The organism is Halomonas sp. DP5N14-9 (genome assembly GCF_019802175.1).
Taxonomy (GTDB): domain Bacteria; phylum Pseudomonadota; class Gammaproteobacteria; order Pseudomonadales; family Halomonadaceae; genus Halomonas; species Halomonas litopenaei.
The window spans coordinates 22,460-48,926 of sequence record NZ_JAHVHR010000008.1; the positions used below are offsets into that span (position 1 = coordinate 22,460).

22 protein-coding genes and 1 pseudogene are annotated in these 26,467 nt (G+C 58.7%); 17 read left to right on the forward strand and 6 right to left on the reverse strand.

Annotation, left to right across the window (positions count from 1 at the left end):
• From KUW00_RS06635 to KUW00_RS06660, 6 genes are read right to left on the reverse strand one after another with little or no spacing between them, the layout of a single operon-like run.
• Complete coding sequence (locus KUW00_RS06635; protein WP_222568609.1) at positions 1–645, reverse strand: energy transducer TonB; 645 nt, start codon at positions 643–645, stop codon at positions 1–3.
• Complete coding sequence (locus KUW00_RS06640; RefSeq protein ID WP_222568610.1) at positions 645–1,274, reverse strand: energy transducer TonB; 630 nt, start codon at positions 1,272–1,274, stop codon at positions 645–647. The genes KUW00_RS06635 and KUW00_RS06640 overlap by 1 nt, the downstream gene beginning before the upstream one ends.
• Positions 1,275–1,277: 3 nt before the next feature.
• Complete coding sequence (locus tag KUW00_RS06645) at positions 1,278–1,505, reverse strand: hypothetical protein (protein WP_222568611.1); 228 nt, start codon at positions 1,503–1,505, stop codon at positions 1,278–1,280.
• A complete protein-coding gene (locus KUW00_RS06650; protein WP_222568612.1) occupies positions 1,505–2,986 on the reverse strand; it encodes a TonB family protein in 1,482 nt (493 codons plus the stop codon). Before KUW00_RS06650 ends, KUW00_RS06645 begins: the two co-directional genes overlap by 1 nt.
• Positions 2,987–3,009: 23 nt before the next feature.
• Complete coding sequence (locus tag KUW00_RS06655) at positions 3,010–3,738, reverse strand: hypothetical protein (RefSeq protein ID WP_222568613.1); 729 nt, start codon at positions 3,736–3,738, stop codon at positions 3,010–3,012.
• Positions 3,735–4,112 (reverse strand): hypothetical protein, encoded by a 378-nt coding sequence (locus KUW00_RS06660; protein ID WP_222568614.1) that lies wholly within the window; start codon positions 4,110–4,112, stop codon positions 3,735–3,737. The genes KUW00_RS06655 and KUW00_RS06660 overlap by 4 nt, the downstream gene beginning before the upstream one ends.
• A gap of 166 nt (positions 4,113–4,278) precedes the next feature.
• Here KUW00_RS06660 and mobH point away from each other — a divergent pair, with 166 nt between their 5' ends.
• The 17 genes and pseudogenes from mobH to KUW00_RS06740 all read left to right on the forward strand — a co-directional run bounded on the left by mobH (position 4,279) and on the right by KUW00_RS06740 (position 26,172).
• Positions 4,279–7,635 (forward strand): MobH family relaxase, encoded by a 3,357-nt coding sequence (gene mobH, locus KUW00_RS06665; protein ID WP_222568615.1) that lies wholly within the window; start codon positions 4,279–4,281, stop codon positions 7,633–7,635.
• On the forward strand, positions 7,632–9,464 hold the full coding sequence (traD, locus tag KUW00_RS06670) for a conjugative transfer system coupling protein TraD (RefSeq protein ID WP_222568616.1): 1,833 nt from the start codon (positions 7,632–7,634) through the stop codon (positions 9,462–9,464). Before mobH ends, traD begins: the two co-directional genes overlap by 4 nt.
• Positions 9,465–9,473: 9 nt before the next feature.
• Positions 9,474–10,076: a hypothetical protein gene (locus KUW00_RS06675; RefSeq protein WP_222568617.1), complete on the forward strand. Its 603-nt coding sequence runs from the start codon at positions 9,474–9,476 to the stop codon at positions 10,074–10,076.
• Positions 10,033–10,662 carry a DUF4400 domain-containing protein gene (locus KUW00_RS06680; RefSeq protein WP_222568618.1) on the forward strand — a complete coding sequence of 210 codons (630 nt, stop codon included), beginning with the start codon at positions 10,033–10,035 and terminating at the stop codon, positions 10,660–10,662. Before KUW00_RS06675 ends, KUW00_RS06680 begins: the two co-directional genes overlap by 44 nt.
• A gap of 212 nt (positions 10,663–10,874) precedes the next feature.
• Positions 10,875–11,156 carry a type IV conjugative transfer system protein TraL gene (traL, locus tag KUW00_RS06685; protein WP_222568619.1) on the forward strand — a complete coding sequence of 94 codons (282 nt, stop codon included), beginning with the start codon at positions 10,875–10,877 and terminating at the stop codon, positions 11,154–11,156.
• Positions 11,156–11,776, forward strand: coding sequence for a type IV conjugative transfer system protein TraE (locus tag KUW00_RS06690; RefSeq protein ID WP_261392023.1), 621 nt, complete (start codon positions 11,156–11,158; stop codon positions 11,774–11,776). The genes traL and KUW00_RS06690 overlap by 1 nt, the downstream gene beginning before the upstream one ends.
• On the forward strand, positions 11,769–12,677 hold the full coding sequence (locus KUW00_RS06695) for a type-F conjugative transfer system secretin TraK (protein WP_222568621.1): 909 nt from the start codon (positions 11,769–11,771) through the stop codon (positions 12,675–12,677). Before KUW00_RS06690 ends, KUW00_RS06695 begins: the two co-directional genes overlap by 8 nt.
• The gene (locus tag KUW00_RS06700) at positions 12,674–14,032 is read left to right on the forward strand and encodes a TraB/VirB10 family protein (protein ID WP_222568622.1); all 1,359 of its coding nucleotides are present in this window, start codon (positions 12,674–12,676) and stop codon (positions 14,030–14,032) included. Before KUW00_RS06695 ends, KUW00_RS06700 begins: the two co-directional genes overlap by 4 nt.
• A gap of 52 nt (positions 14,033–14,084) precedes the next feature.
• Positions 14,085–14,591 carry a type IV conjugative transfer system lipoprotein TraV gene (gene traV / locus KUW00_RS06705; protein WP_222568623.1) on the forward strand — a complete coding sequence of 169 codons (507 nt, stop codon included), beginning with the start codon at positions 14,085–14,087 and terminating at the stop codon, positions 14,589–14,591.
• A gap of 27 nt (positions 14,592–14,618) precedes the next feature.
• Positions 14,619–14,993, forward strand: coding sequence for a TraA family conjugative transfer protein (traA, locus tag KUW00_RS06710; protein ID WP_222568624.1), 375 nt, complete (start codon positions 14,619–14,621; stop codon positions 14,991–14,993).
• Between the two features lie 210 nt (positions 14,994–15,203).
• Positions 15,204–17,300: pseudogene (locus KUW00_RS22625) on the forward strand (Ig-like domain-containing protein); the annotation flags it as partial.
• A 42-nt stretch (positions 17,301–17,342) separates the two neighbouring features.
• Complete coding sequence (locus KUW00_RS22340; RefSeq protein WP_261392024.1) at positions 17,343–20,756, forward strand: hypothetical protein; 3,414 nt, start codon at positions 17,343–17,345, stop codon at positions 20,754–20,756.
• Between the two features lie 161 nt (positions 20,757–20,917).
• Positions 20,918–21,634, forward strand: a complete 717-nt coding sequence (locus tag KUW00_RS06720; protein ID WP_222568626.1) for a DsbC family protein — start codon at positions 20,918–20,920, stop codon at positions 21,632–21,634.
• Positions 21,634–24,081 carry a type IV secretion system protein TraC gene (traC, locus tag KUW00_RS06725; RefSeq protein WP_222568627.1) on the forward strand — a complete coding sequence of 816 codons (2,448 nt, stop codon included), beginning with the start codon at positions 21,634–21,636 and terminating at the stop codon, positions 24,079–24,081. Before KUW00_RS06720 ends, traC begins: the two co-directional genes overlap by 1 nt.
• A complete protein-coding gene (locus KUW00_RS06730) occupies positions 24,074–24,442 on the forward strand; it encodes a hypothetical protein (RefSeq protein ID WP_222568628.1) in 369 nt (122 codons plus the stop codon). The genes traC and KUW00_RS06730 overlap by 8 nt, the downstream gene beginning before the upstream one ends.
• Positions 24,435–24,947: a signal peptidase I gene (lepB, locus tag KUW00_RS06735; RefSeq protein WP_222568629.1), complete on the forward strand. Its 513-nt coding sequence runs from the start codon at positions 24,435–24,437 to the stop codon at positions 24,945–24,947. Before KUW00_RS06730 ends, lepB begins: the two co-directional genes overlap by 8 nt.
• Entirely contained in the window at positions 24,922–26,172 is a 1,251-nt protein-coding gene (locus tag KUW00_RS06740) for a TrbC family F-type conjugative pilus assembly protein (protein WP_222568630.1), read from the forward strand. Before lepB ends, KUW00_RS06740 begins: the two co-directional genes overlap by 26 nt.
• Positions 26,173–26,467 lie beyond the last annotated feature (295 nt).

Consider the following 26,467-nt stretch of genomic DNA (forward strand, 5'->3'; position numbering starts at 1 on the left):
TCATGATGATGACGGTCGGCCGAAAGTCAGCTGAAAGCGCTGAAGCAGGCCGCGTGAGTGTTCTGAGACCTCCTGGATCTCAGTGAAAGGCTGTGCTCTTTCGATGGCACGACGTACTGAAGCGTCGAACTCGCGGTTACCCGATGAGGCGGTGATGTCGATACCGCGAACCTCACCCCGAGCATCCAGCTCGACGCGGACCTTGGCTCCTCGCGACACCGGCACCGGTAACGCCCACCGCCAGTGTTCTCCGGTCCTAGCGCCGATCCGGCGCATGGCGGCCTGGAAGTCGGCCCGGCTACGAACGTCTGCCTCGGTGACACAGCCAGACGTCGTACAGATCGATGCCGTGACGTGACAGGAGGCATTGTTTTCGCCCAGTGCAGGGAGGCGGCCAATGGGGTCAACGAGACCTCCCTGACACTCCTTGATGTCCTGCCGATACACCGAGCAGTCTTCCGACAGGCACACCTTGGGCCCCTCGGTGACGCCTCGAGTCACCAGGCGCTGAGGGGGAGAGGTTTCTCCATCCAGTGACACCTCATTGCCCAAGCGTGTGCCCTGGAAGACGATAAACAGGCCCACGAGGGTGCCAATGGCAATGAAGGTGGTGACGGGTACATTGTTGCTCTGATCGCTGGCCATCAGCGGTCTCCCGTTGTAGCCGAGGCGGCGGCCACACCACCGAACGACAGGTTGATGCGTGTCAGCAGTACCCGCATCTCAGGGGCCATCTGCCGGATCTCGTGATAAGGGGCGCTGCGCTCGATGGCAGCCAGTGCCTGGCTGTCAAAGTCGTTATCCCCCGAGGAGCGCAGGATTTCGGCATCGCGCAGTTCTCCATCCTCGCTGAGCGTGACGCGGACACGGGCTCCACGATGACTCGACATTCGGCCTTCCCAGTTGTGCCAGGTGCGATCACCGATCTGGTCCACTACCTCGTTGAATTCCGCGGAATCTCGGATCTCACGTTCAGTGGCACAGTCTTTCACGACGCAGATGTAAGCCTCCTTGCGACACCTCGCGTTCTCGACATCACCCTGGGCGTGGCGTCTGGCATCAGCCGCGCTCGCGCAGTGCAATTGATAAATCCGGTAGACCCAGCAGTCGTCGCTTAAGCACTCTTCGTCTTCCTGAACGGGGAGCGGCGTCAGAGAGCTGTCGAGCGCCGGCCCGCCGCGGTCCGCCTCGGCTGACACCAAGATGTAGTAGCCAGCGGCACCGAGGCTCCCGAGCACGACGCAGGATGTGATAAAGGTTCTGATCAATGACATCGGTCACCGTGTTTCCTCAGGTGGACGTGATGCCACATGGCTCGTGTTGGCGATTATCTGGCTCCACTGCTCCGCCAGTGTCCGTAGCTCGGCGCGGTGGTCGGCGATATCCGCCAGCGTGCCGGCAATAACCACGGCCGCATCGTCTGGTGTGCCACGCGACGCTGCCTCCTCCAGTACGATGAGAAGGTCCTGTCCCAGCCGGTCCTTGGTATCGGATCGCGTAGTCATCACCGAATCCCCTCTGCCTGGAAATGCAGGTTGAACTGCTGAAGTTCCTGCTGCGCCCTGAGCGGCAGCTGACGAATACCATCGAACGGCGATGCCGCCCTGATGGCCTCACTGATGCTCTCGTTGACCGCTTCATCATCGCTCGGGCGCAGGAAGTTAATGGCCAGGACGTTGCCGAAGGGAACGGCCAGGCGGACCTGCACGGAAACCTCGCTGTCGGCCTCGAAAGCGTCTGGGCGATTCCATTCTGCCTCGATCATCCGACGCACCTGAGCCGCGTAGCTGAGGTCTTCCTCGACGAACTCGTCCTGCAACTCGACCGGCTCGTGTAATGTCCATTGGGCCTCCCACGCCTCGATGGCTTCTCGTGACCCGAAAGTGAGTGAGAAGTCGGTCAACAGCGCCTGGGCGATGTCATCCAGCTCAAGCACTTCATGAAAAGGCGCGGCGTCCTTTGCCGCCGATAGGACCGACGCGTCGTAGGCGTTATTGCCGGAGGAGCGAGAGATGGTGATATCAGCAGCTTTTCCGGCCTCTTCGAGATGAACTTTCACGATGGCGCCATGCTCGTCAAAGTCATCACCCTCGTACAGCCAGGACTGCCCTACGCGTCGGCCAATGGCAGCAATGGTCCCGGTGAATTCCGGTGATGCCATGATCTGTTGGCGCTCCTCCTCGCTCAGCGTCTCGCTCGTGCTGTCGCTAGAAGGCGCCGGCGTTGCCGCACTCTCTCCATCCCTTTCGTCTGCATCCCCCCAGCCGCGATCGGCAAGAAGGCGGGCAAGCTCTGCTTCCATCTCCTCAGGGCCGGGAATCGGCGTAAAGGTCGACTCATCTGCCTCCAGGTCTGCCGTCTGGCCGCCATACGTGGATGCCTGCTGCTGGCGCTCTGGGGAGGGGGACTCATCGCTCGAGGAGCCTGTGGCGGTGACGTCATCAGGCGTGCTGCGGCTGCCACCAAAGTCGAGCTGGTAGTCATCTGTGGCACCATCGGCATTCAAGGTCTCGTCAGTGAGTCTCACCTCGTAAGGCTCTTGAGAAGAGCCTTGGCTCAAGTCATCCAGGTAACGAGCACTGACGGTGTCATCGTTGCTCGTTGTAGCGCTTCCAGGACTGTCAGTCGGTTCGACCACTTCTTGTGGGGGGGCAGGCTGAGCAGCAGATTGAGTCGTCGCGGGCGTTTGATCGTCGGTGTCAGCAACCTCGTTGCCCGGGTACGTCGGCTCATCGTCATTCAGGAAGAGGTTGGAGGTTTTTACGCCATGCTGATCGGGGGGCGCGTACTCGCCTGAGTCGGAAGCAAAAAGCTCGGTGGGATTGCTGACCTTGTCGACCCCCTGGCTTACCCAGTCGGTCACGTTGCCGGTATAGATGCCATAAGCTCCCACGCTTGCCAGGGTGAGGATGATGGCGGAAGGTACCAAGCCTTTCTTCTTGGGGCCTGCAGGCTCCTGGGACGTTGGGGTGCTGTTCTCACTCATGAGTCTCTATTCCTGAGCTCGTATCACTGGAGGGCGCGGCACGGGTTGACCACCGACCGGGGACGGACGGAGTCGCCTACGATGTCTCGATCTGCCCTGGAGGGGTTATCGGACTCACAGAAACGCGTCCAGGCGTTCAAGTAGTCTTCGTAGTCATAGCTGGGTGGGCGGCAAGAGCCTGCAAGGGAGTCAGGAATGTTGCGGCGGCTTCCTGCCTGGGTGACGAAACGCCAGTCGGGTTCGTCCATCCCTTGGCCTGTATCGCAGAAACGCTCCCAGCGCTCGAGCTCATAGAGGGAGTAACCCTGGCTCCAGGGCGAGTCATCCTTGCGCAGCTCGCTGAGACGAGCCAGGGCATCACGGACGCTGTCTTCGGCGGCACCAGTCTGGCCGGCAATCTCCGCTGTGCTGGCATAGCGGTCGTTGAACTGCTCGCCTAGAACGTGGATGTAGGCCGGTTGTCGGATAGCCGCGCCACCACGCCCCATGTTGTCCCAGGCGAGGGTGAGCTGGCGGTTCACCTGGAGCATCTTGGCCTGAGATTGACCCTGACGGTCTGCCCAAGCCACGAGGCGCTCAACAGCCTCCTGGTTCTCCTTCGAGGGGTGACGTTCTGCTTCGGCACGAAACTCCGGGAGATGCTCATTGACCCACTCGGCAGTGGGGTGCTCGGGGATATCGGGCAGCGTGCTCCCCGTCGCGCAGCCGGCCAACGCGATGGCAGCAGCCACAGGTAGGAGTTGCTTCATCATTGAGCCTTCTCCGTTTCCAAGAGGGGAGTGCTGTTGCCCAAGGCGATATGTGGCCGTGGGTCACTAACTCGGCCTGGCATGGGTTCAAAGTGGATGGCGCCCCTGACGTGCTGCTGGTGGTGTAGGAGCAGCTCGGTGGTCTCTCTGGGCACATTCATCTCGCCGTTCTCAAGCGCATTCATGAAGACGGAGGAGACGTGGGGCGCCAGCAATTCATACAGCCCCTCACGGTCATCGGCTGGACAGGAAAAGATGCTCCGCATGGTGGTAGGGTCGCCGCTGACATGGCCGGCCAGCACCCAGAGGCCATCGATCTCGCACTGTGACTCGAGCTCGATGCTGACGTAGCCGTTGCTTGTGAGATGAACCTTCATGCGCCGTGTTCCCTTCTGGTGATGTGTGAATTGCGAGCGAGTGTATCGGGTCACTCGAATGTCACTGGGGTGCCTAAGTGCCCATGAAGGGCGCAACGAGAGGGGAGTGCCCAACTGGATATCTGTCACCATTGCTTCAAATGGAAGAACCAGGACATGACCCGAGATGCTGAGTGCACTGACGCGATGGCTGCCCTTTGCTGGGGGGGGGAAAGTACCGGAGGGGAAGCTACGCCTGACGCCGGCGGGTGACTTGGAGGATGACGAGATTCCGCGCTATCCACCCTTTGCCAAGGGCCTGCCTGCAGCTCCGATCGAGAAGGTGCTGCTGACACAGCGCGAACTGATTACCCGTATTCAGCAGACCCTGGGGCTGTCGAATGAAGAGTTCGAGCGGCTCATGTTGCCTGTGCTGCAGAACTACGCGGAGTTCGTTCATCTCCTGCCTGCCTCGGAAGCTCACCACCATCGTGGTGCGGGCGGATTGTTCCGCCACGGCCTGGAAGTTGCCTTCTGGGCCACCCAGGCATCGGAAGCGGTGATCTTCGTTCGTGACGGCACGCCTCGAGAGCGCCGTAACCTAGAGCCGTGCTGGCGCTTGGCTGTGTGCCTGGCGGCCTTGCTCCATGACTTGGGTAAGCCGCTGTCGGATGTCTCGGTTACCGACAAGCTCGGCAAGGCGGAGTGGAATCCATATGCGGAATCGTTGATGGACTGGGTCCGCGAGAACAGCATCGAGCGATACTTCCTGCGCTGGAACAAAGGCCGCCACGAACGACATGAGCGGTTGGCCACGCTGGCGCTTAACATGGTCCTGACGTCTGACGTGCGTCGCTACCTGCGTGCGCCGGGACCGGATCTGATGAAAGCGGTGGTCGAGGCGATTTCCGGCACCAGTGCACTTCACCCGGTGACCCAGCTGGTATTGAAAGCTGACCAGGAGAGCGTCAAGCGTGACTTGAAAGAGAGCCGGCTCAATATCGATGAACACTCGATTGGCTTGTCCATCGAACCCTACATCATCGATGCCATCCGCTCGTTGGTCATCTCCAAACGCTGGAAGGTTAATGTGGCAGGAGCCCAGGTGTGGCACCTGGAGCAGGGAGCCTTCATTGCCTGGAAGGCCGCCGCACCCAGCCTGGTGAAGCATCTGCAGGACAACAACGTGCCTGCCGTTCCACACGACCCTGACACCTTGGCGGATTACCTGATTGATCGTGGATTTGCGGTACCCCGCCCTGTGCCCAACAGCGATGCCGACAGCGATGCCTATTACCGTTACTGGGAAGTGGCACCCTCGGCGTTGGAGGAGGGCGAGATCGCCATGAACGCGAAGATCCTCATGCTGCGCATGGAGGATATCTCGCTGGTCTTTGGCAACAGTGAGAACCCGCCGGCTCCCATCGTGGCAAAGATCACTGGCGAGGACAGCCACTCCGCCAAGACGATTGGAGAGTCTTCGCTAGAAACTGCCTCTGAGCCCGCCTCAAACACGGCGAGTGTTCCGCATGCGGAACACTCGCCTGGGGGCAGCGATGGCGTCGACGCGATGGCAGAGCCCCTCGCCGACGTGCTTGCCTCACTGGGTGCCTCTCTGGCGCCTGAGCCCCGGGGTGAGGCCGAGGACACCCACGCCGCCGACCCCACTGCCAGCGACCCAGGCTCCGAAGCCGAGATCTCGACCAGCATGCCTGGCATTAGCTCTGGAGAACCGGCCGTTGAATCGTGGTTGCTCGATCGCAAGGGCATGGGGAGAGGTGGGCCTTCAGCACCCGTCATCGACCTGGGACCGTCAAGGCTGCCGACAGCGCGGCGTGATGACGGTGCAGCGTCCAAGCCGGGGCCGCACGTTGTGCAAGAAATCCCGAAGCCGGATACGCCTGAGCCAGACAGGCAGGTACCCGATGGGAGGGGGGCAGAGGGTACGACGCCTAGTGAGCCTGCGCCAGCCGCACCCGGGACAGGGATCGAGGATCTTGCCGCCAAGCTGAGCCAAGGGGTTGGCATGAATCTGCCCTTTGACATGGAAGAGCCCCAGCCAACGACATCGCAGTATCCCGATGAAGCGCACGACGAGGCAAAGCAGGCTGACACCCAGCACGCAGAGAATACGCCTGCAGCACCGGCCGACGAAGATGTCGACGTACCACAGGCCGCGCCGGCACTGCAGCCATCCGATTTCCTGGACATGCCGTTCCCAGGGATGGGGGCTGGCGCGGGTCGTGAAGCGAAGCCGGCACCGGACGTTCATCCGGCTCCGACCCCAGACCCGAAGAAGGAGGGAGATCTGGCGGTTCTGTTGCCTGAGCTACGCCCCTCCTCCGGCAGATCACCCAAGAAAGCCCCCAGCACGGCGGAAATTGACCTGACTCCAGGAGGGGATGGGGCCCGCAGCGATGCAAAACGGAAAAAGCGAAAGCCGAAAACGAAACGCACGCCGCGTCCAGGGGCTCGGCAGAAACAAGCTGAGTCCATGACGACCTGTGATATTTCCGAGCCGTCCGGGACTGTCAGGACCAGCGAGGCCAAGGCAGCTGCGGTGACACCAGACATTGAAGGTACTGCAGCCGTCCCGACTGAGGCCGATTCCACATACATCAAAGACATCCCCTGGCGCCTGCATGGTGAAGCCGGAGCTGCGCTTCTCCGTTTGGTGAAGCCGGTGTTAGAAGGTACAGCAACGCTAGGGGAGGCCGTCATCCGGAGCGGTGACGAACTCTGCTTGCTCTGGCCGGCAGCGGCTCAGGCGGCAGGCCTGTCGGCTGGTGCTCTGAAGGCACTTCTGGAAGAGCAGAACATGTTGGTGAACGCCGATGGCCGGTCGGACGTTCAGGAACGTGACGGCCTCGATGTGCTAGTGCTGCAAGGTGATCTGGTCGAGTTGATCTGTCTGCGCTTCGCAGCACGCGAGGCTGACCTCGAGGCAGAACTAGCCGAAACCTCCCCAGACCCGGTTACTGCCTTGGAAGAGGGTGGCTGTACCGAGGCGGTTCCAGATCCCCACCCTAACGACACTGCCGGGGAAGAAACCCACTTCACTTCCTCCTCCCCGGAGCCCATCGAGAAACCGTCCCCCCCTATTGTGAGACGGCGTAGCACGGCAGAGAAGGTTCCTAGCGGGGACGTGGATGAGCCGTTGCCAGCGGACCCGGGGTACCCCAGAGGCATTCCGGACTTCAGTGTAATGGCGCCCACCCCCGACGATGAAGAGTGTGGTAGCACCACACCCTTCGCAGGAGACGAATCGGCGATAGATGTCGGGCTGACTCCCGACACGATGACCGCCAAAGAAGCTTTGCTCCGGCTCAAAGCCATGATTATCCAGGAGGAGGGTGACTGGTTAGTGGGGAGTGTTCGCCATGAGGGCGACATGCTGGTGGTCAATGACCATGCCTTGGACCGGATCGGTGTGGACTATCCCGACCTGACCCGTAACCGCTTGAGAACTGTTGTGAAAACCCACGCTCTGGGCATTTCGCTTGTGGGCAAAGAGAACAAATTGTTGGTAAGGAAGGCTACATGAGTGGCGATCTTGAATATGAAATGCCCTGGCGGCCCAACTATGAGGCTATGGCGATCGGAGGCTGGGCTGGCGCCTCTGTGCTGGCGCTTGGGATCAACCAGATCAGCCAGATGCCGCCAGAGCCTTTCTACTGGATGACAGGCGTGTGCGGCGTCATGGCCATGGCACGCATTCCCAAGGCCATCAAGCTGCATACCTTGAAAAAGCACTTAGGCGGACGTGAGCTGGAGTTCCTGAAGATCGACAAACTTCAGAAGGTCATCGCCAAGCATCCCGATGAGATGTGGCTGGGATACGGCTTCCACTGGGAGGCGCGGCATGCTCAACGCGCATTTGAGATCCTCAAGCGCGATTGGTCGTCCATCGTAGGACCACACGGTGGACGGCATAACGGTAAGGAAATGCCCATCGGCCAGGCGTGGATTCATGGACTGGAGCCGAAAGAGCAGAAGATCTACCAGCCCCTCAAGCACAGCGAGGGACATACGCTGATCGTCGGGACCACGGGCTCAGGCAAGACGAGGATGTTCGACATCCTGATATCCCAGGCGATCATGAGGGGGGAGGCGGTGATTATCATCGACCCCAAGGGCGACCAGGAGATGCGGGATAACGCACGGCGAGCCTGTGAGTCACTAGGCACCCCTGAAAGGTTCGTGGCCTTCCACCCGGCATTCCCTGAGGAGTCGGCGAGGATCAACCCCCTGCGCAACTATTCACGAGTGACTGAGATAGCCTCCCGCATCGCAGCGCTGATCCCCTCGGAGGCTGGCGCAGACCCCTTCAAGAGCTTTGGTTGGCAGGCGCTGAACAATATTGCCCAAGGCTTGGAGCTCGTTTACGAACGCCCGAGCCTAGTGAACTTGAGACGCTTCCTCGAGGGCGGCGCGGATGGTTTGGTGATTCAAGCCATTAGTTCCTACGCCGGCCGACACATCGAGGGATGGGAGGCCGACGCCAAGCCGTACCTGGATAAGGCAAGCGGAGGCCCTCGCGAGAAACGAGCGAGGATGTTAAGCCGCTACTACTTTGAGCGCATCCAGCCCACAAAGCCTTCGACCGAGCTGGAAGGGCTGTTGTCGATGTTCCTGCATGACAACACGCACTTTGGCAAAATGGTGGCTTCGCTGCTGCCGATCATGAACATGCTGACCTCCGGCTCGCTGGGCGAGCTGCTGTCGCCAGACCCCGGAGACACCAGCGATTCGCGCCCGATCACGGACTCTGCCAAAATCATCAACAATGCCATGGTGGCCTACATCGGGCTGGATTCGCTCACCGATAACATGGTGGCGAGCGCGATTGGCTCGATCTTCCTCAGCGACCTAACAGCAGTGGCGGGTGACCGGTACAACTTTGGCGAGAACAACCAGCAGGTCAATATCTTCGTCGATGAAGCGGCGGAGGTGATCAACGACCCCTTTATCCAGCTTTTAAACAAGGGACGCGGTGCCAAGCTGCGTTTGTTCGTAGCGACCCAGACATTCGCGGACTTCGCTGCCCGCATGGGAAGCCAGGAGAAGGCACTGCAGGTGCTGGGCAACATCAACAATACGGTGGCGCTCCGTGTCAAAGACGCAGACACTCAAGAGTATGTTACCAAAGGTGTGCCACCAACCCGCGTTAAGTATGTGATGCGCACGCAGGGACAAAATACAGATGGGGAACAACCGATCATGCATGGGGGTAACCAGGGTGAGCGCCTCATGGAAGAGGAGAGCGAACTCTTTCCCTCACAATTGCTCGGCATGCTGCCGAACCTCGAATACATCGCCAACATCTCTGGCGGGCAACTCATCAAGGGGCGGCTTCCCATCCTCACAGGGTGAGGGGATGCCATGAACGATGTTGGTTATAGCAATGCTAACCAGGACGGTGACCTGGAGGTCGTCAGAGTGATCGCAGAAGAACGCCGAATTGGCATGTCCGAAGCCATCAGGCAGCGAGGTCGGCGCTACGCAGACATTGTTGACCTGCTCGTTTTTGATTGGCCCAAAGCCAAAGACGTCATCGAGAATTTGAGAGCCTACGTATCTGAGCATATCCAGCGTCACGACGATCCCGTGATCTACACCATCATTACCGAGGCGTTGGAAGAGTACCACGATGCGGTCTATACCCCCGGAGGCCGGAAGCTCGAAGATCCGTTGCGCCTGGCGGTTTTCATCAATGCGTTGGTGACCGCTACGCGTAAGGAGCTTCACGTGCTCATCACGAATGAAGCGGGGCAGTCCTGGTCCCTGGCCAACGGTACACCATTTGCCACCTGGCTGATGGCAAACGAGGGGGAACTGACGATCTACAGCCATCACCCCGTTGATGAGAGCTCGTTGCGCGAGGTGATCTATTCGCTGCTGACCAGTGAGTCAGTGAAACGCATTCTGAAGAGGGCTGGCCATGAAGACGCCGTTCTGGCTAATCGCGTGGTTACTGATCGCTGAGATGTTCGTGATCCTCGTGTTTGTGCCCGGCCACTGGACGGAGAGAGTCATCGATAAAGAGTCTGCCATGGTGCAGAGCCAGCTCGGGCGCAACACGGTCGAGTGGATCGATCAGACGGCGCTCAACTGGTACAACATTTCCATGTGGGAAAGCGGCGTCTACAAGACCCTGCATACATTGCTGATCCCCACCCCCGAGGAAAGGGCCTCAAGTCGTGGCATGCAGAACATAGGGAGCCAGATTTTCCCCTGGGTCGAGGACCGCTTAGCGTCTTTGATGCACGTCGTCTACCAGGTCTGTGCTCGTATTGCGCTGCTGGCAGTCTGGGCGCCCTATATGCTGATCTTACTGATCCCGGCTATCTGGGATGGCTACATGGGATGGAAGATCAAGCGGACCAACTTCGACTATGCCAGTCCGGTGCTGCACCGGTATGGCATCAGGGGGGTGCTGCTGGTCGCGCAGTGCCTGCTCATTGCGTTCTTCGCGCCTATCGCCCTCAACCCCATCATTATCCCGCTGACCATGATGGTGGCCTGTGTGATGTTCGGCCTCGCGCTGGCTAACCTCCAGAAGCGGGTGTAACCCCTCAAGCACCACCTTCCTCACGCTCTGGCGCCCCCACCGGGGGCGTTTTTCTTTTCTGCAAAGTGTTCCGCATGCGGAACGCATTGCGCAGCGAAAAAACTTTGGCTTCCTCGTCGACGTGTCCCTCAAGGGCGTCTCTACGCAGGGGTTGTGCGTGCGGAATCAGTGATGATTGCCCCAACTCAGGCATTACCTCCGGAGGCGCTTGTATGGAGCCAGTCAGAATTCCCAGCCGCATCGACGACCCGATCCACGTCCTGATGTGGAGCCTCGACGAGATGGCCCCGATTTTCGCCGGCTTGATCCTCGGGATCGCGGTTGGTCAAGCGATGATCGGTTTCGGCATCGGCTTGGTTGTGACGAACCAGTATCGCAAGTACCGAGACAACCACCCCGATGGTTACCTGATCCACATTGGCTACTGGGCGGGGCTCTTGTTCACCAACGCTCGCTCGATGGTGAACCCCTTCATCCGGAGGTTCTTGCCGTGATGATGGACAACTTCCTCAAGACGTGGAACGGAGCACTGGCCGAGAACCGCTTTTCTCGCATTGTGATGTTGGTGATGTCGGTGGCCTTGGTGCTGGCGCTGGTCAAGGCATTCACCCGAGAGACGGTGGTGACGATCCAGCCCTACACACTCAAGAGCGAGGCCTGGGTTACCCAGAACAAGTCCTCGCAGTCTTATAAGGAGTCGTGGGGCATGCTCCTCGCGTCCCTGACAGGAAACGTGACTCCCGGGAGTGTTGGCTTCGTCAAGGAGCGTATTGAGCCGTTGCTCTCGCCGGAGATCTACCGCCCCGTCATGGAGGCCATCGAGATCCAGTCCCAAAGGATTCAGAACGATCGCGTGACCATGCGGTTTGAGCCGCGCTCGGTACAGTACGAACCCGAAAGCGACATCGTCTATGTCTACGGCAACTCATACCTGACCGGGGCCACTGGAGAGACCTCAAGCGACGAACGGACGTACGAATACATCATCGACATCAAGGATTACGCCCCCGTGGTTACCCATATCGACACCTATGTCGGCCGCCCCCGGACAGAGCGGATTCGCGAGCAGATGGAACGTCAGGAGCAGCGTCGTCAGGAGCAGTCCAATGGTTAAGAAAGCACTAGCAGTCACCCTGTCCGCTGTGCTCGGAGGGCTTGGGAGTGTTGTGGTAGCCGACGTCGAAATCCCGGTTGAGCCAGTCAATTTCAGTGTCCCGGCGAACGTGATGAGCGACAACGTGCCCCGGCCGACGGGGTCCTCAGGAGGAGGTTCAACCTCGAGCAAGGACGTCAATGAGAGCTCCCACCTGACCATGGCCGCTGGGGTTAACGAAATCGTTCCGGTGGCCATTAGCCACCTCAACCGCATCGTGACCCCATTCGGCGAGCCGCAGGTGACAACAACGTCTGATGCCACCACCGAGATTCGGGACAACGTCGTTTACGTGGCAACCGACCAGCAGGCCCCTGTCACGATGTTTATCACTCAGAAGGGGAGTGAAGCCCAAGCGCTTTCGCTGACCCTCGTCCCGCGCCGTATTCCACCTCGTGAGCTGTTCATCGAGTTGGAAGGCGCCGCCTTCACGCCTGGTCTGGTCAGCAGTCCGACGGCGGAGCGCTGGGAAACCTCACAGCCCTATATCGACACCCTGAAGTCTCTCATGCGCAGCATCGCCCTTGGCGAGATCCCGCAGGGCTACACCCTCCACGAGACGGACCCGCGGACATCACTGCCATCTTGTTCCCAGCCCGGCGTGACCTATGACTTTGCCAATGGGCAGACCATGACCGGTCACAATCTCTCCGTTTCGATCGGCGTGGCTCGCAACGTGTCAGGCCAGCCGCTCGAGATTAAGGAGCAGGCCTGTGGTGACTGGAATGTTGCCGCTGTTGCGGCATGGCCTCGAAACGTTCTGGGGCCGAACCAAAGAACCGAGCTCTATGTGGTAACGAAAATCGGTGAGCGGCCTGAGCCCACCAGTCAGCGTCCGTCTCTCCTCGGAGGTGCTCAATGATCGGACAGCACTGGGAACGATTGTCACCGAGGAACAAGCGCATTGTCGCAGTTGGTGGCGGTCTCGCGCTGTTGCTGGGGGTTATTGCCATCTTCTCGGGCGGGGAAGAGGAACGTGGGCGTAGAGGGACAGACCGAGACGTCGTACAGCACGTGCTGACTGATCGAGACACACGCGATGTGTCCATCGATGGTCTCGCGGCTCAGATCCAGATCGCCAAGACACAAAACGACGACCTGCGTCAGGAGTTGGACTCGATGCGTCGCGTGCTTGAGCGCACCGAACGCAGCACCGAAGGCTCCGAGGAGATGCGCCAAGAGATCGAGTCTCTCCAAGAGCAGATCGAGATGCTCATCGACCAGAACATGGACCTCATGAGCATGGCAAACCAGCCCCGTCAACCTGGCAGCCAGGATAGATACGCTGAGGATGGTTTCAACGACGGGAGATCACTGACCCAGGACTTAACAGAGACATCGGAAGTACCGGAGCAAAACGCCTATGAAGTTGATCCGGAGACGGTATTCAAAAATGCGCCCTTGCCCCGACGGAACACACCAGCGGAAGCAGAGGCCGCGGACCCACGTCGGCGATCCGCAGACGGTGATGAGGACGCAGGAGGTGGCGCGGAATCCAACAACGGCGTGCAGATCATCAGTTCCTACCAAGGTGAAACCGAAGAGGAGAGAGAGGCGAGGGAGGCCGCCGAAGTCGAGGATGAGGGGGCGTACTTGCCCGCCGGCTCCATCCTGACGGGGGTAATGCTAAACGGTATGGACGCTCCCACTTCGCAGGGCGCTCGCCGCGATCCTTTCCCGTCGACCCTACGTATCCAGCACGAGGCGATCCTGCCCAACCGCTTCCGGGCCGACGTGAAAGAGTGCTTCCTGATTGTCTCTGGCTACGGCGACTTGAGCTCAGAAAGGGCATACCTCCGAGGCGAGACCATTTCATGCATCCGGGATGATGGCGGTGTTGTCGAGGCCCGTGTTGATTCCTACGCGGTCGGCGAGGACGGCAAAGCCGGGGTGCGTGGTCGCCTGGTGTCCAAGCAGGGCGCCATGATCGCCAGGTCGATGATGGCGGGCTTCATGTCAGGTGTTGCCAATGCCTTTGATGTCGATGCGGTTCCGGTGATCCAGACAGAGTCCGTGGGCGACCAGACCCAGTATCAGAGCAACTTTAGCCCAAGCATGTTCCAGGGTGCTGCTGCTCAGGGGGCATCGAACGCTCTCGATCGAATAGCTCAGTTCTACGTCGACATGGCGGAGGGCATCTTCCCCGTCGTCGAGGTTGATGCTGGTCGTCAGATCGAATTGATCCTGACACGCGGGACCAAGCTGCAGATTCAGTAACCAGATAACCAGCGAAACGCCCTTTAAAGGCATTTCGGCGCAAGGAGGTTTTATGACCCGGTCCATATCATCACTACTGAAGCTGATTGTGAGCTTGGGTATCGGCACGGTGATCAGCGGATGTTCTGCACTCAATATCGGCGAGTCTGAATACAGCTGTTCGGGCATTCCAGAAGGGGTTAGGTGTATGTCCACCAAGGACGTCTACAACCTGACGAACAACGGCAACGTCCCTGTGGCACTTGGCGCGGAGTCCGTAGAGAGCGCCACCAGGGTGGCCGGCGACCAGCCATCAGCTGGTGGTGAGGACCCCAACGATGTCGTGGGCAACTATGTATCCCCCCGGCTGCCCGACAGACCGGTTCCCGTTCGCACTCCCGCAGAGGTTATGCGGATCTGGATTGCCCCCTGGGAGGATGACGATGGTGACCTGATCGTGACGGGCCATCTGTATACCGAGATTGAACCACGGCGCTGGGTGATTGGTGAACCAACTGCCAATACCCAGCCCTCTCTGAAGCCACTGCAGAGCATCCAGCGCAACGACGAAGCTGAGTAATCTGAAAACCACTGAAGGAGCACTACCATGCAGCATGTTTCCCTCTTGCAGCGCAAGGGCGCCATCATCTCGATGGCTGCCGTATTCGGCCTCGCCGCACTATCTCTCTCCGACGCTTCCTTCGCGGGCACTGGTGGCGGTGAATTCGAGGATGTCTGGATCACTCTCGAGGAGTGGACCCAAGGCACCCTGGGGCGAATCATCACGCTCGCCATCATTCTGGTGGGGGCCGTGATCGGCGTGGTCCGGCAGAGCTTGATGACCTTTGCCGTTGGTTTCGCAATGGGTATGGGGCTCTACAACGCTCCGCTGATCATTGACTCAATTGTGGGTGCCACCCTCACCAATGCTGAGACTATCGTCTCTGGCGGCCAACTGATCAGCAACGGATTGGGTCTCTAACCAGTCACACCTTCAGTACCCTGAGTGGGTTAGTGGCCCGCGTACCGTTCTGGGGCAGCCTGTCATGGCTGCCCTTTTTTTGTGCTTTCGCCCTTAAAGGGCATCTCCTGACGGGGGTGAGGAATGACTTGCATAGTAGAGTGTGTTTTGGAGAGCTCCGTCACGCGATCAGCAACCTGACGGAGAGTACAAACGTCTGGAGGGGGCAAAATGGCAAGCCAGATCGTTGGCAGAGCAAGTATTCGAGGTTTGCTAATCGCGTTGGCGGGGCTTAGTGCCCTAGCATATAACACTGCCAAAGCCGATTTAATAGAGTTCAGCTTTACATCACCAAACGGCGAGGACCGAAAGCTCCCTGCCAATGCACGCTATGCCAATCCTACTGGGGATATCGCGCTGGCTCTGAGCGGCGGAGTAGATCGAAAAGTCAGGGTTGTACTACTAAGAAGTGACGGCAGCGTTGTTGAAAGCGCTGAAAGCCATCTTCTTGGTGCATCAGATCGAATCAGCGCAGGTGGATCAGAGTTTTATGGTGCGCATTTGACCATTGGTTCTCCTGGTGACGGAAGCTATATAATTCGTTCTGAGATCGTATCATCATCCGGAGAAGTGGTTTCTAGTCATGATGATGAAGTAGTTTTCGATACTCATCCTCCTTTGATAAATGGAACAATTACGAGCACTGGGGATAGTTCTTATTCTCAGCTTGGCTCAGGAGAAACTCCAAACCACTTTGGATCAGAGTATACCAATTTGATTAGCTTGTCAGGGGTGTCTGACAATGTAGGGATAAAAGGTGGAAGAATAATTACTCGAAAGCGTGATGCCTCGGGTGTTGGTGATATTGAAGTGACCGAGGATGTTAAGTTTGATAAAAACACATCTTCTTTTTATGTGGGCAGTGGTAGAGGAACGCTCGACCATTATTTCCCAGACCCCCGATCTGGTTATAGGGTAACATTTGAAGCTGAAGACTTGGCCGGAAACACATCTGAGCATTACAAAGATGTGACATTTAATGATAGTTGCGGACAGTTGCCTGTTGCAGTGGCCGCGAGCCGCCCTGGGTCTAATAATAGATATCTTGGAGCCTCAGTTTTTTCGGGTTTTGAACCTTGGTCAGATGGAGATGTAGTTTATGACAATCCGGTAACACTTGTGTGGCGGCTGCCAAAGTCAAACTGGGCTGAAAAAACACCACATGGCCTTTTTATGTCGCCAGACTATCAGGACGATAACTACGTTTATCAGAAAATAGAAAGACCTGTGACGGACTGGGTTGATAATAACGATGGTAATTTTTACTCGCGCACTAGCTGGGGCTGTAAGGCATATTCAGACTTTGAAGCAAAGTTGGCCGCTGGCGTGTCTGAAACACCGAAAGTGACGAAGAGGGAAATACAGCTGCGTTCCGGGGGTTGGGTGAATGAACTTATCCGGATAGGTGATCCTGATACAGTAGAGGCGATACGTTTTACAGTAGAATCTAGAGGCTACGATCAGGAGATCAGTGTTTCTACATCATTGGGTGACCGATCATGCAGAATACCCTCGGGACAAACCATGTGTTCTGTCAATGTAGGGTGGACACCATCGGGTAGGGGGTATTCACCTTGGAGTGTCACCCTACGAGACGATGCTGGTCGATTTGACGTTTTTGGCCGATATGCATTCATGTACTGGGATTTCAATGCCCCGACGATTAGGAGTTTGGAATACTCTCAGGATACACGTACAGGAGAGGTGGAAGTTTACGACCCTGATACAACTTCAGGATGGAAAAACTCCATGTGGCAACCTGCGGGGGTTAATGTACAGCTTTTAGATGGATCGGAATTGGTATATGAAGTGCCTTCCGAAAAGATCACGTACGACACAAACAACTATGGATTCCGGTTTGATATGAGTGGAGCCCCGCATGGGGAGTACACAGTTCGAGCTCGGGTTGAAGATACCTACGGAAATGTTGCATACAAAAGCTATGCGTCATATCTGTTCGACAATAGCAATCCTGAAGTCAATATCGAGTCCACGGAGGGTAACGCAGTACGAAGTCTCGACAGCTTCCGCATCTATGTTTCCGATGATTCCGACAGCTCTCCGGAAATCCTCTCTATAGATTTGTCAGGAGGTCCTGCTAGCGAAAGTGTGAGGTTGTCATCAAGATTGACAGCGGATGGTTACTACATGTTGGAGTACCCCATCATATTCCCCTCACTTCAGGCTGGTGAAGAGTATACTTTGGACGTGCAGGTAGAAGACGATCAGCACAATCATACGATGGAATCTTTCACGTTTACATATGATCCACCTCGGGTCTCCCTGCAAGGGGGGGTCGATGGCAAACTGATGATCCCGGCGGTCGTGCATGAGTTCAAGCACCTCGACGGCAGCCGCATCATCGAGACCGAGCCGCTGACCCTGGCCGATGGCAGCACCGTGGCTGGGACCTACGATGTCTTCGCCAGCCTCCGCTCGGATGCCGAGGTGCCCCTGATCGTCAACGGCCTACGCATCGAGCCCGGCCAGACGTCTCAGATCATGTCCCAGCACGACTTCGGGGCTAGCCAGGGTCGGCTGTCGCTGCCCATGCTAGCGGCTGAGTCAGGCCTCGAGGGGGTCTCCAGTCTGCTGATCTCCACGGCGGCGCCCAATGCCCCGGTGCTGCTACTCGACGTGCACACCTGGATGGGCGAGGCCCAGCTCTCCGCCGAGGCCTGGGACGTGCGCCAGGTGATCGACCCGGTGAGCATCACCGCCACGCCCAAGAACGGCGCCATGTGCCGCTTCACCGCCGCCGAGTCGGAAGCGCGCGGGGCGGACCCGATTCATGATCCGGTCTGCTATCTGCAGTGGGAAGCCTTGCCCGATGAGACCGCCCCGGTCGAGCTCACAGAGGGCGGCGCCAACACCCCCAAGGCCGAGGGCCAGGCGGTCGCTCTGGGTGAGCAGGAAGTGGCTTACAGCCTGTGGCTGTTCTCCGGGGACGGCAGCAAGATTAAGGTCGGCGAGGGCAGCCGCCCGGTCAACGTGCTGAGCCCCTATGGCAGCGTCACGCTGCGCCCCACCGAGGACTATTCGGCTGTCGATCGCGTCCTGCACGAGTTCGACCTGCGCCTGACCCAGGGCGGCGGGCCGTCCTGCTCGCTGACCCTGAGCGCCACCGAGGCGATCGAGGCCGCGGCCAACCGCAAGCACGACGCTCAGCGTCTGACCTGCCTGCTCGACTGGCAGGAGATGCCCGACGGGCTGTCGCAGAAGGACGGAATCAACCAGCCCCAGCTGCTGGGCCGCCTGGCCGAGAACGGCGAGCACACCCTAGGCTGGCGTACCAGTGTGTTTTCCAAAGGCGGTACCCGGGTGACCCTCAACCACGAGACCACGCCGCTGGTGGTGGTCGACCCCGAGGCGCCGGTGATTACCATGACCCCGAGCCGGCATACCACCCAGGTGGACGATGGCCGTTACGTGGTGCCGATCGCCGGCAGCTACTTCGGTGACGTCGAGATCAACAGCTTGCCCAACGACCTGGATGTGCGCCTCGAGCGCGACGACGACGTGCTGGAGGCGGAGACATACGGCGCCGGCTGGTCGTCTCGCAACATCCTGACACGGCGCCTTGAGGCCGAGGGCGCGGGGTTGTGGGAGGAGAGCGAGCATCTCGTCAGCGCACGGTATCATCAGGTGCCGGACATCGAGACGGCCTGGACCTACCGCACCATCACCGGCCCGGCGGCCAACCTCTACCCCACGATCGCGCTGGACGCCACCGAGGTGCTCGACAACGAGCCGCTGCCAGTTGAGGTGGCCATCCAGGACGTGTTCGCCCCGGAGACGGGGTACGACCCGGCTGTGATGGGCGAGTGGGACGTACGGCTGGTCAACCAGCGTTCGCTCAACGACCTGGAGCCGCTGACCGACTGGCGGTATGCCGAGGACGGCGCGGCCAGCTTCACGCTCGACCTGGAAGGCCGCGACAACGCCGGAATGCGCCTGATCGCCGAGGCTCGACTACGTTCGCCGATCGCCGGCTACGAGCGTACCGCACTCAGCCAGCGGCCGACCTTCCTCACCGTGCTGCGCGGCGGGGCCCTGGACGGTGACGTCGAGATCCGCACCCTGTCTGGCGAAGCCCCGTTCATCGCTGTGTTCCAGCTGGGCTTCGAGAACCGCCTTGACCAGGCTGCGATGGGCGACGTGCACTGGGAGGTCAGCGACGACGACGGGGCCAGCTGGACCGAGTACCCCGCCGGCGAGCGTCGCAAGACGATGTTCATGCAGACCTTCGAGGAGGGTGTCTACCAAGTACGGGCGCACCTCACCAACCGCCACTCCGGACTTGAGTCTTATACCGAGGCGGTGGAAGTGATCGCCTACCCGGTACCGCAGCTGAGCATCCAGGGCCCACAGACGGTGTTCGTCGGTGACAGCTGGACCTACGAAGTTGAGCTGGCACTGCCCGAGGACACTGCCGCCCAGCCTGAGGACGTGGTGATCGAATGGTCCGAGGACGGCGGCCAGAGCTGGCCGCACATGGGGCCGACGCTGACCCTGACCCGCGACCACGAGGACCGTATCGGCCTGCGGGCCCGAGCGCGGACGTCGCTTGCCCCCGCGACCGACCGCGACGCCTACGACATGGATCGTATTGGTGTCGAGTTTCGTGACGTGCATCCGCCGCGGGCCCGGGTACGGGGCCCGCTGCGGGTCGAGCCTGACCAGCCCTATACCTTCGAGGTCTCGATCCGCGCCCCCTACCGGGGCATGGCCTACGCCATGGGCGGCGAGTTCACCCTGCCGGATGGCACCGTGACTGAGGGCGAGCCGGTGGAGGGAGGTTTCGCCGTCGAGTACACCCCGACCGCTGAGGACGTCGCCCAGGAGCGGGTCGAGGTGCACTACACCGGCTGGATCGAGGGCTACGAGGACGAGACCACCGTCGAGGCCAGCCACCGCACCTCGGTGTGGGAATACGTATGGCCGACCTTCTACGCCCTGGACCGGTTGTCAGCGGACGTGGCGCCGGCGGAGATCTCGCTGGCGATCCGACATCGCAGCGGCACCCGCCGCCTCGAGGAGCCGACCTACGCCTGGACGCTGCCTGAGGAAGCGACCCGGGTCGAAGCGAAGGGGGATGCCAAGCGAGTGTTCTGGCTCGAGGAGCCTGGGGTCTACCCGGTCGAGGTGATCGTGCGCGACGCCCGTGGCCACGAGGCTGTGGTCGAGCACGAGGTCGTACTTGGGCGGCCCGAGCCCTACGATATCGAGCTCAGCTATACCGCCTCCAACCGCTACGAGCGGGCCCCGCTGGACGTGCGGGTACGCCCCTCGGTGCGCGGTGGGCATCCGCGAGACCGAATCATCAACCACCGCTACTACCTGGCCGGCGAGCTGCTCAGCGAGGAGTCGATGTATGGCACCGCGACGCTGGCCGATGCCGGGACGCACTACATGGTCTACGAGCTGGAAACCCAGATGGGCACCACGGCGAAGCAGATCCTGCCGATCGAGGTGGCCGAGAACCAGCCGCCGACGTGCGAGCTCGAGTTGATGGAGACCAGCTACGATTGGCGGGTGTCGGCGGAATGCCAGGACCCCGACGGCCGAGTGCGAGAATACCAGTGGACGGTGGATGGCGAGCCCTCCGGGCGGACCAGCTACCGTCTGAGCATCAGCCGCAACGACTACGACGTGATGCCACCGGTGGAGCTGGTGGTGCGTGACGATGCCGGGGCCTTGTCGGCGCCGGTGAGCCTGCCCTGATCCCCAGGCCTTGTGCCTGATCGTTTGCCCGGCCCTGTGCCGGGCTTTTTTTCGCCAACCTTCTCGTCGTGCCCCTCAAGGGCATCTCGGAGCAGGGGCGGTTGCCGACGCCGAGGATATGCTGACCCCCACTCTAACGTCCTACCTCTATGGGGTATCAGATGCGAGCACTATTCACTACCGGACTCTTGGCCGGAAGCCTGGCGTCAGTACCGGTCATGGCCCAAACCAGCTTCGAAGACTTCAATTTCTCCGATCTGGACATCCGTGGAGTCGTTGAACTCCCGATCAAAGGAATGAGCGCGGTCGACAACGGCGGCCAGGTGTTCTTCACGTCGAGCAACGGCCGATTCGTGATCGTCGGTGAGATCTATGACCTCTGGAAAGGGGGGTCGCTGGACTCCATTAGCCAGATTCAGGATTCAGCAACCCGCATCCACCTCAATGGGCTGGAAGTCGACACGGCGAACCTGAACACGGTGTCGTTTGGTACCGGCGAACGGACGGTGACCATTTTTACCGACCCGCTCTGCGAGCACTGTCATGCTCTGAGCCAAGAAGCCAAGCAGTATGCTGATGATTTTACCTTCGATCTCGTAGTGGTTCCGGCACTGGGTGATCGTTCACATGAGCTGGCAAAGCAGCTCTATTGCGCCGAAGAGAAAGACACACAAGGTGTGGATGCGCTTCTGAACGGCACCATTGCCACCCTGGCAACAGTCGCTGACTGCGACACCACCGGCTATGACCGCACCCTAATGACAGCTGAGCTGCTCGGCGTTGACGGGGTGCCCTTCGTCATTGCTGACGATGGACGAGTCAACCGCGGCCGGCCGTCGAACTTTGCCGATTGGCTCCATGCCGGGGAGGAAGACTGATGGAAGTCGTCGTCAAGCAAGGTCGGCGCGATAGGCTGATCTCAAAAGAAATGCGTGCCGGTTCACTGATCCCAGTCCTGGCGTACGACCCAACCAACCAGTTGTTCCTGAATGATGATCAGACCCTGGGGTTTGCCTTTCTCTGCGAGCCGCTGACCTACGGCGACGAGAAGATCCAGGAGCGCGTTTCTGGACTGCTCAACCAGCAGTTCCCGGCGGAAACCACACTCCAGTTCATTCTATTCAGGTCGCCCGACGTAACCAACAAGCTGAACAACATGCTAACCCTGAGAGACGGGTTTAAGCATCCGCTGCTAAGCAAGGTGGTTGATGAGCGCGCGGAGTTCCTGCGCAAGCACACCATGGAGAACCTTCATTCAGCCTCGAACAAGGGGGTGTTCGACAACGGATTGGTGCAGGATCTCAAGTTGATCATCACCTGCAAGTGCCCGATCCGAAACCACAAGCCCGATAACGACGAGATCGAGGAAATGGTGCACCTGCGCACCAAGATCGAATCAGCGCTCAAGACTATTGGCACCAGCCCTCAGCCCATGACCGCGAAAGGCTTCGTAAGGGTTATGGGAACGATGCTGAACTGGGGCCCCGGTGCCTCATGGCGGTCTGGCCCAGATGCATGGGATGAAGACAAGCCGCTGTGTGATCAGGTCTTTGACTTCGGTACTGACATCACCGTGACCAAGGACAAGCTCACACTCGGGGACCACCACGTCAAGGTGATGAGCGCCAAGAAGCTCCCGCCGATGTTCTATTTCGGCAACGCTCTGTCTTACGTTGGCGATATCTCAGGCGGTACTTCCTCGGTACGCGAGAACTACATGGTGGTGACCAACGTCTTCTATCCGATACCTCAGAAAACCAAGGACAAGCTCGAGCAAAAGCGGAAGTTTACAATCAACCAGGCTTATGGGCCGCTACTTAAGTTTGTCCCCATTCTCGCTGAGAAGAAGGGGAGCTTTGACATCCTCTATGACTCAATAAACGCTGGTGCAACACCGCTGCAGATCAGCTATTCAGCGATCATTTTCGCTCCGACAGAGAAGAGAGCCCAGGCTGCTGCTACATCTATGGCAGGATACTGGCGTGAGAATCGATTCTCGCTTCTTGAAGACAAGTTCGTCAGCCTGCCGATGTTCATCAACTGCCTGCCGATGTGCACCGACAGGGCAGCGGTCCGGGATCTGAATCGCTACAAGACCATGACCAGCGAACAGGCCACCGTCTTGCTCCCGATCTTTGGTGAATGGAAAGGGACGGGGACGTTTCATGCTGGATTGTTGTCCCGTAACGGTCAGTTGATGTCGATGTCGTTGCATGATTCGAACACCAACAAGAATCTAGTGATTGCCGCCGAGTCGGGCTCCGGGAAATCATTCTGGGCAAACGAACTCCTACTTTCCTACCTCTCCGAGGGCGCCCAGGTATGGGTCATCGATGCAGGTAAGTCCTACCAAAATCTCTGTTCCGTGCTGAACGGAGACTTCCTTCAATTCTCGGATGGCGCCGATATCTGCTTGAGTCCCTTCGAGTTGATCCAGAACTACGAGGATGAGGAAGACGCCCTGGTCTCGCTTGTCAGCACGATGGCTTCTGCGAAAGGCCAGTTGGACGAATTTCAGATTGCTTCATTGAAGCAAGTCATGTCTCGACTCTGGTTGGAGCATCAGCAGAAACTTAAGGTAGACCACATCGCAGAGCGTTGTCTCGAATCTAAAGATCAGCGAGTGAAGGATATCGGAGCCCAGCTTTTTGTCTTTACTTCGAGAGGAAGCTACGGGAAGTATTTCGCCCACAACAACAATGTGAAGTTCAACAACCAGTTTACGGTCCTCGAGCTTGATGAGCTGCAAGGCCGAAAGCACTTGCGTCAAGTTGTGTTGTTGCAACTTATTTACCAAATCCAGCAAGAGGTCTTCCTCGGCGAGCGAGACAGAAAGAAGATTGTTTTTATTGATGAAGCCTGGGACCTCCTTAAAGAAGGGGAAGTCTCGGTATTTATCGAACATGCTTACCGTAAGTTTCGTAAGTATGGCGGCAGTATGATCATCGCTACGCAGAGCATTAATGATCTCTACGAGAATGCCGTTGGACGGGCCATAGCTGAGAACTCGGCTTCTATGCATCTTCTTGGCCAGACCGAAGAAACGGTTGAGTCTGTACGCCGTAGCGGACGCCTGACGTTGTCCGAAGGTGGGTTCAACATGCTCCGTTCTGTGCACACCGTAGCGGGCGTTTACTCCGAGATTTTCGTCAAGTCAAAGAGTGGAATGGGCGTAGGCCGGCTCATCGTTGGGGAGTTCCAGAAGCTCCTTTATTCCACCGATCCCGTCGATGTCAATGACATCGCCAGGTACAGCCGGCAAGGCATGCCGGTACCTGACGCCATTAACCAGGTGCTTCGTGATAGAGGGCTTGTTCATGACTGATTCGACTCAAACCGCGATCCCTCGTGGACCGGGGGGAATGGCGCTTTTCTCGCTCTTCGCCATGGCCGCGATACTCGTGATGGGGTTCTTCCTCCATCAGCGCATTAGCGAGCTGGAGGTAGCCAGGGGCGACACAGCCCCCCCCGTTCTGATCGTCGACTATGACCAAGTCTTCGCAAGCTTTCCCAGTGATGCCACGGACGACCAAATGGAGTCCCTGATCCTTAACCTGAATCAGAGGATCATCGGCCTGCAAGAGGCAGGCTACCTGGTTCTCTCCGCAGATGCTGTCCTAGGCGCACCGAACTCACTACGTGTGTCAGCCGATTACCTTCTGAGTAAGGAGGACGATGATGAGTAAGCCTCAGCGCCAGTCAATGCCGAGATTTGTGGCCAAAATGGGGGTCGTGTCAGCGCTCATCTTGGCCACTGGGTACACCTTCGCGAGCCGCTACCACTTCGGGCTGGATACTCAGGAGGTTAAATGCATTGGTGACTACAGCCTTTTCCTCGTTGACCGAAAAAACCGGGAGCTTCAGCGAGGAAACATCTACGCCTTTTCCGCCCAGGGAGTTGAGCCCTACTTCGATGAAGGGACCCAGATGGTCAAGATTCTGCGTGGGGTTCCCGGTGATCACATCCGCATCACGGAGCAAGGCAATGTGTACGTGAACGATGAGCTGGTAGGGGAGGGGCTAATCCTTGCTGAAGACATTGGGGGGTCCCCCGCCGACTTTGCTGGCGAGACGGTGCTTGAAGAGGGCTCCTACTGGTTTATGGGTGAAAACCCGTACAGCTTCGACTCCCGCTATTGGGGAACCGTCTCTGAGGAGCAGATCATTGGACAAGCACGCCCGATCATTTAAGCCTTACTGCTTGGCCGCAGCCTTCCTGCTGGCCATGTCCCCACTGACTGCAGCTGCCGGCGAACGTGGTGCAGCCAATCCGCTCACGGATGATGATCTGCGCTGGATCGAGCGCGGCGAGGAGATTATACAGACGTCTCAGGCGAGCATGGGACAGGAGGCACTGTTCCCAGATAACTACGAACGTGCTGAAGATGCTGCTCAGCAGTTCTTCTCTGACCTGCGACGCACCAACCCCACGCTGAAGGCTATGGATGCCCAGCAGCCCCCCGAGGGGAATCGCTATGCTAACTACAGCACCCTGATTTTCGCTTCGTTCTCCCTCGAAAAAGAAGGACTCGAGGATATTCTGGAGCTTGCCTCCATGGACGAGGATCTTATTGTCGTGTTTCGGGGAATCCCGGATGACATGAAGGTCGCCGAGGGAATACGCTTTCTTCAGGAATTAGCCCTCCAGTATGACCCCATCCCCAACATCGTTCTTGATCCCACCCTGTTTCAAGATCATGACGTTACAGCCGTACCAACTGTTGTACGCCTTGAGCGACGTACCACGGTGGATGGTGGGGACAGAGGCATCGTTGCCCGTGTCTCAGGGATCTCAGACCCAGCTTGGCTGGATCGCCAGATCGAGCTCGGTGACAGTGGTGACCTCGGGACACGAGGCCCCGTAGCTGAAATTGAAGAGCGTGATCTAGTCGATGTCATGAAAGAGCGCGTTTTGGCCATCGACTGGGATCTCAAGCGAGAGCAGGCCCTCAAGCACTTCTGGTCCAATCAGGACTACTTATGGCTGCCACCGGCGACACGATCGCGGACTCGTCGCCTCGATCCCCGGGTACAGGTCCTTGAGGACATCATTGGCCCCAATGGTGAAGTCATTGCCGAGCAGGGCCAGATCATCAACCCCCTCGACTCCGTGCCTTTCACTCAAGCGATTGTAGTGATGAATGCCACCGATCCTCGCGAGATACAGCTCGTGCAGGAGGCTCTTCCTGATATCGCCACTCAGTCTGGAGTATCACGGTTGACCTTCATCGCAACGGAGCTTGATTCAGACGAAGGCTGGGATAGCTACACAGCAGTCAGCGATGCCTTCGACGCGCCGATCTATCTCCTCACGCCGGACGTCAAGGAGCGGTTTGAGCTGGAGTTCACTCCGACGGTTATAACTAGCGATGGAGAAGACTTCATCGTGAGGGAGTTCACTTGGGAGGACGTGTGATCACCAACAGCATACTCGCACTGCAGCCGATCGTTTGTGGCGATACGCAGTCACACAAGGCCTATGAGGCACTGGCACGTTTCCCTAAGCCTGACGGCCTGAAGGGGCCCTATGAGGCCCTTCGTAAGGGGGAATGGGCGGCTCTGGACCTGGAGATGCTTGAGAACCTCCGCAACGTAACCGGTCATTCCAAGGCGTGCCGGTTTTCGCTTGCCTTATACGTCACGTAGTGGCTGGATCAGCGCTACCGCGACCTTCCACTGTCGGCGATCTTCCGACTGTACGAGAACGGTCT

Coding starts and splice junctions, on each gene's coding strand:
- KUW00_RS06635 (WP_222568609.1), bottom strand. CDS start 645: ATGGCCAGCGATCAGAGCAACAATGTACCCGTCACCACCTTCATTGCC.
- KUW00_RS22340 (WP_261392024.1), top strand. CDS start 17,343: ATGATCCCGGCGGTCGTGCATGAGTTCAAGCACCTCGACGGCAGCCGC.
- KUW00_RS06660 (WP_222568614.1), bottom strand. CDS start 4,112: ATGAAGGTTCATCTCACAAGCAACGGCTACGTCAGCATCGAGCTCGAG.
- KUW00_RS06730 (WP_222568628.1), top strand. CDS start 24,074: ATGACTGATTCGACTCAAACCGCGATCCCTCGTGGACCGGGGGGAATG.
- KUW00_RS06645 (WP_222568611.1), bottom strand. CDS start 1,505: ATGACTACGCGATCCGATACCAAGGACCGGCTGGGACAGGACCTTCTC.
- mobH (WP_222568615.1), top strand. CDS start 4,279: ATGCTGAGTGCACTGACGCGATGGCTGCCCTTTGCTGGGGGGGGGAAA.
- KUW00_RS06680 (WP_222568618.1), top strand. CDS start 10,033: ATGAAGACGCCGTTCTGGCTAATCGCGTGGTTACTGATCGCTGAGATG.
- KUW00_RS06720 (WP_222568626.1), top strand. CDS start 20,918: ATGCGAGCACTATTCACTACCGGACTCTTGGCCGGAAGCCTGGCGTCA.
- KUW00_RS06675 (WP_222568617.1), top strand. CDS start 9,474: ATGAACGATGTTGGTTATAGCAATGCTAACCAGGACGGTGACCTGGAG.
- traL (WP_222568619.1), top strand. CDS start 10,875: ATGGAGCCAGTCAGAATTCCCAGCCGCATCGACGACCCGATCCACGTC.
- KUW00_RS06640 (WP_222568610.1), bottom strand. CDS start 1,274: ATGTCATTGATCAGAACCTTTATCACATCCTGCGTCGTGCTCGGGAGC.
- KUW00_RS06700 (WP_222568622.1), top strand. CDS start 12,674: ATGATCGGACAGCACTGGGAACGATTGTCACCGAGGAACAAGCGCATT.
- KUW00_RS06695 (WP_222568621.1), top strand. CDS start 11,769: ATGGTTAAGAAAGCACTAGCAGTCACCCTGTCCGCTGTGCTCGGAGGG.
- traV (WP_222568623.1), top strand. CDS start 14,085: ATGACCCGGTCCATATCATCACTACTGAAGCTGATTGTGAGCTTGGGT.
- KUW00_RS06655 (WP_222568613.1), bottom strand. CDS start 3,738: ATGATGAAGCAACTCCTACCTGTGGCTGCTGCCATCGCGTTGGCCGGC.
- traC (WP_222568627.1), top strand. CDS start 21,634: ATGGAAGTCGTCGTCAAGCAAGGTCGGCGCGATAGGCTGATCTCAAAA.
- KUW00_RS06690 (WP_261392023.1), top strand. CDS start 11,156: ATGATGGACAACTTCCTCAAGACGTGGAACGGAGCACTGGCCGAGAAC.
- traD (WP_222568616.1), top strand. CDS start 7,632: ATGAGTGGCGATCTTGAATATGAAATGCCCTGGCGGCCCAACTATGAG.
- lepB (WP_222568629.1), top strand. CDS start 24,435: ATGAGTAAGCCTCAGCGCCAGTCAATGCCGAGATTTGTGGCCAAAATG.
- KUW00_RS06650 (WP_222568612.1), bottom strand. CDS start 2,986: ATGAGTGAGAACAGCACCCCAACGTCCCAGGAGCCTGCAGGCCCCAAG.
- traA (WP_222568624.1), top strand. CDS start 14,619: ATGCAGCATGTTTCCCTCTTGCAGCGCAAGGGCGCCATCATCTCGATG.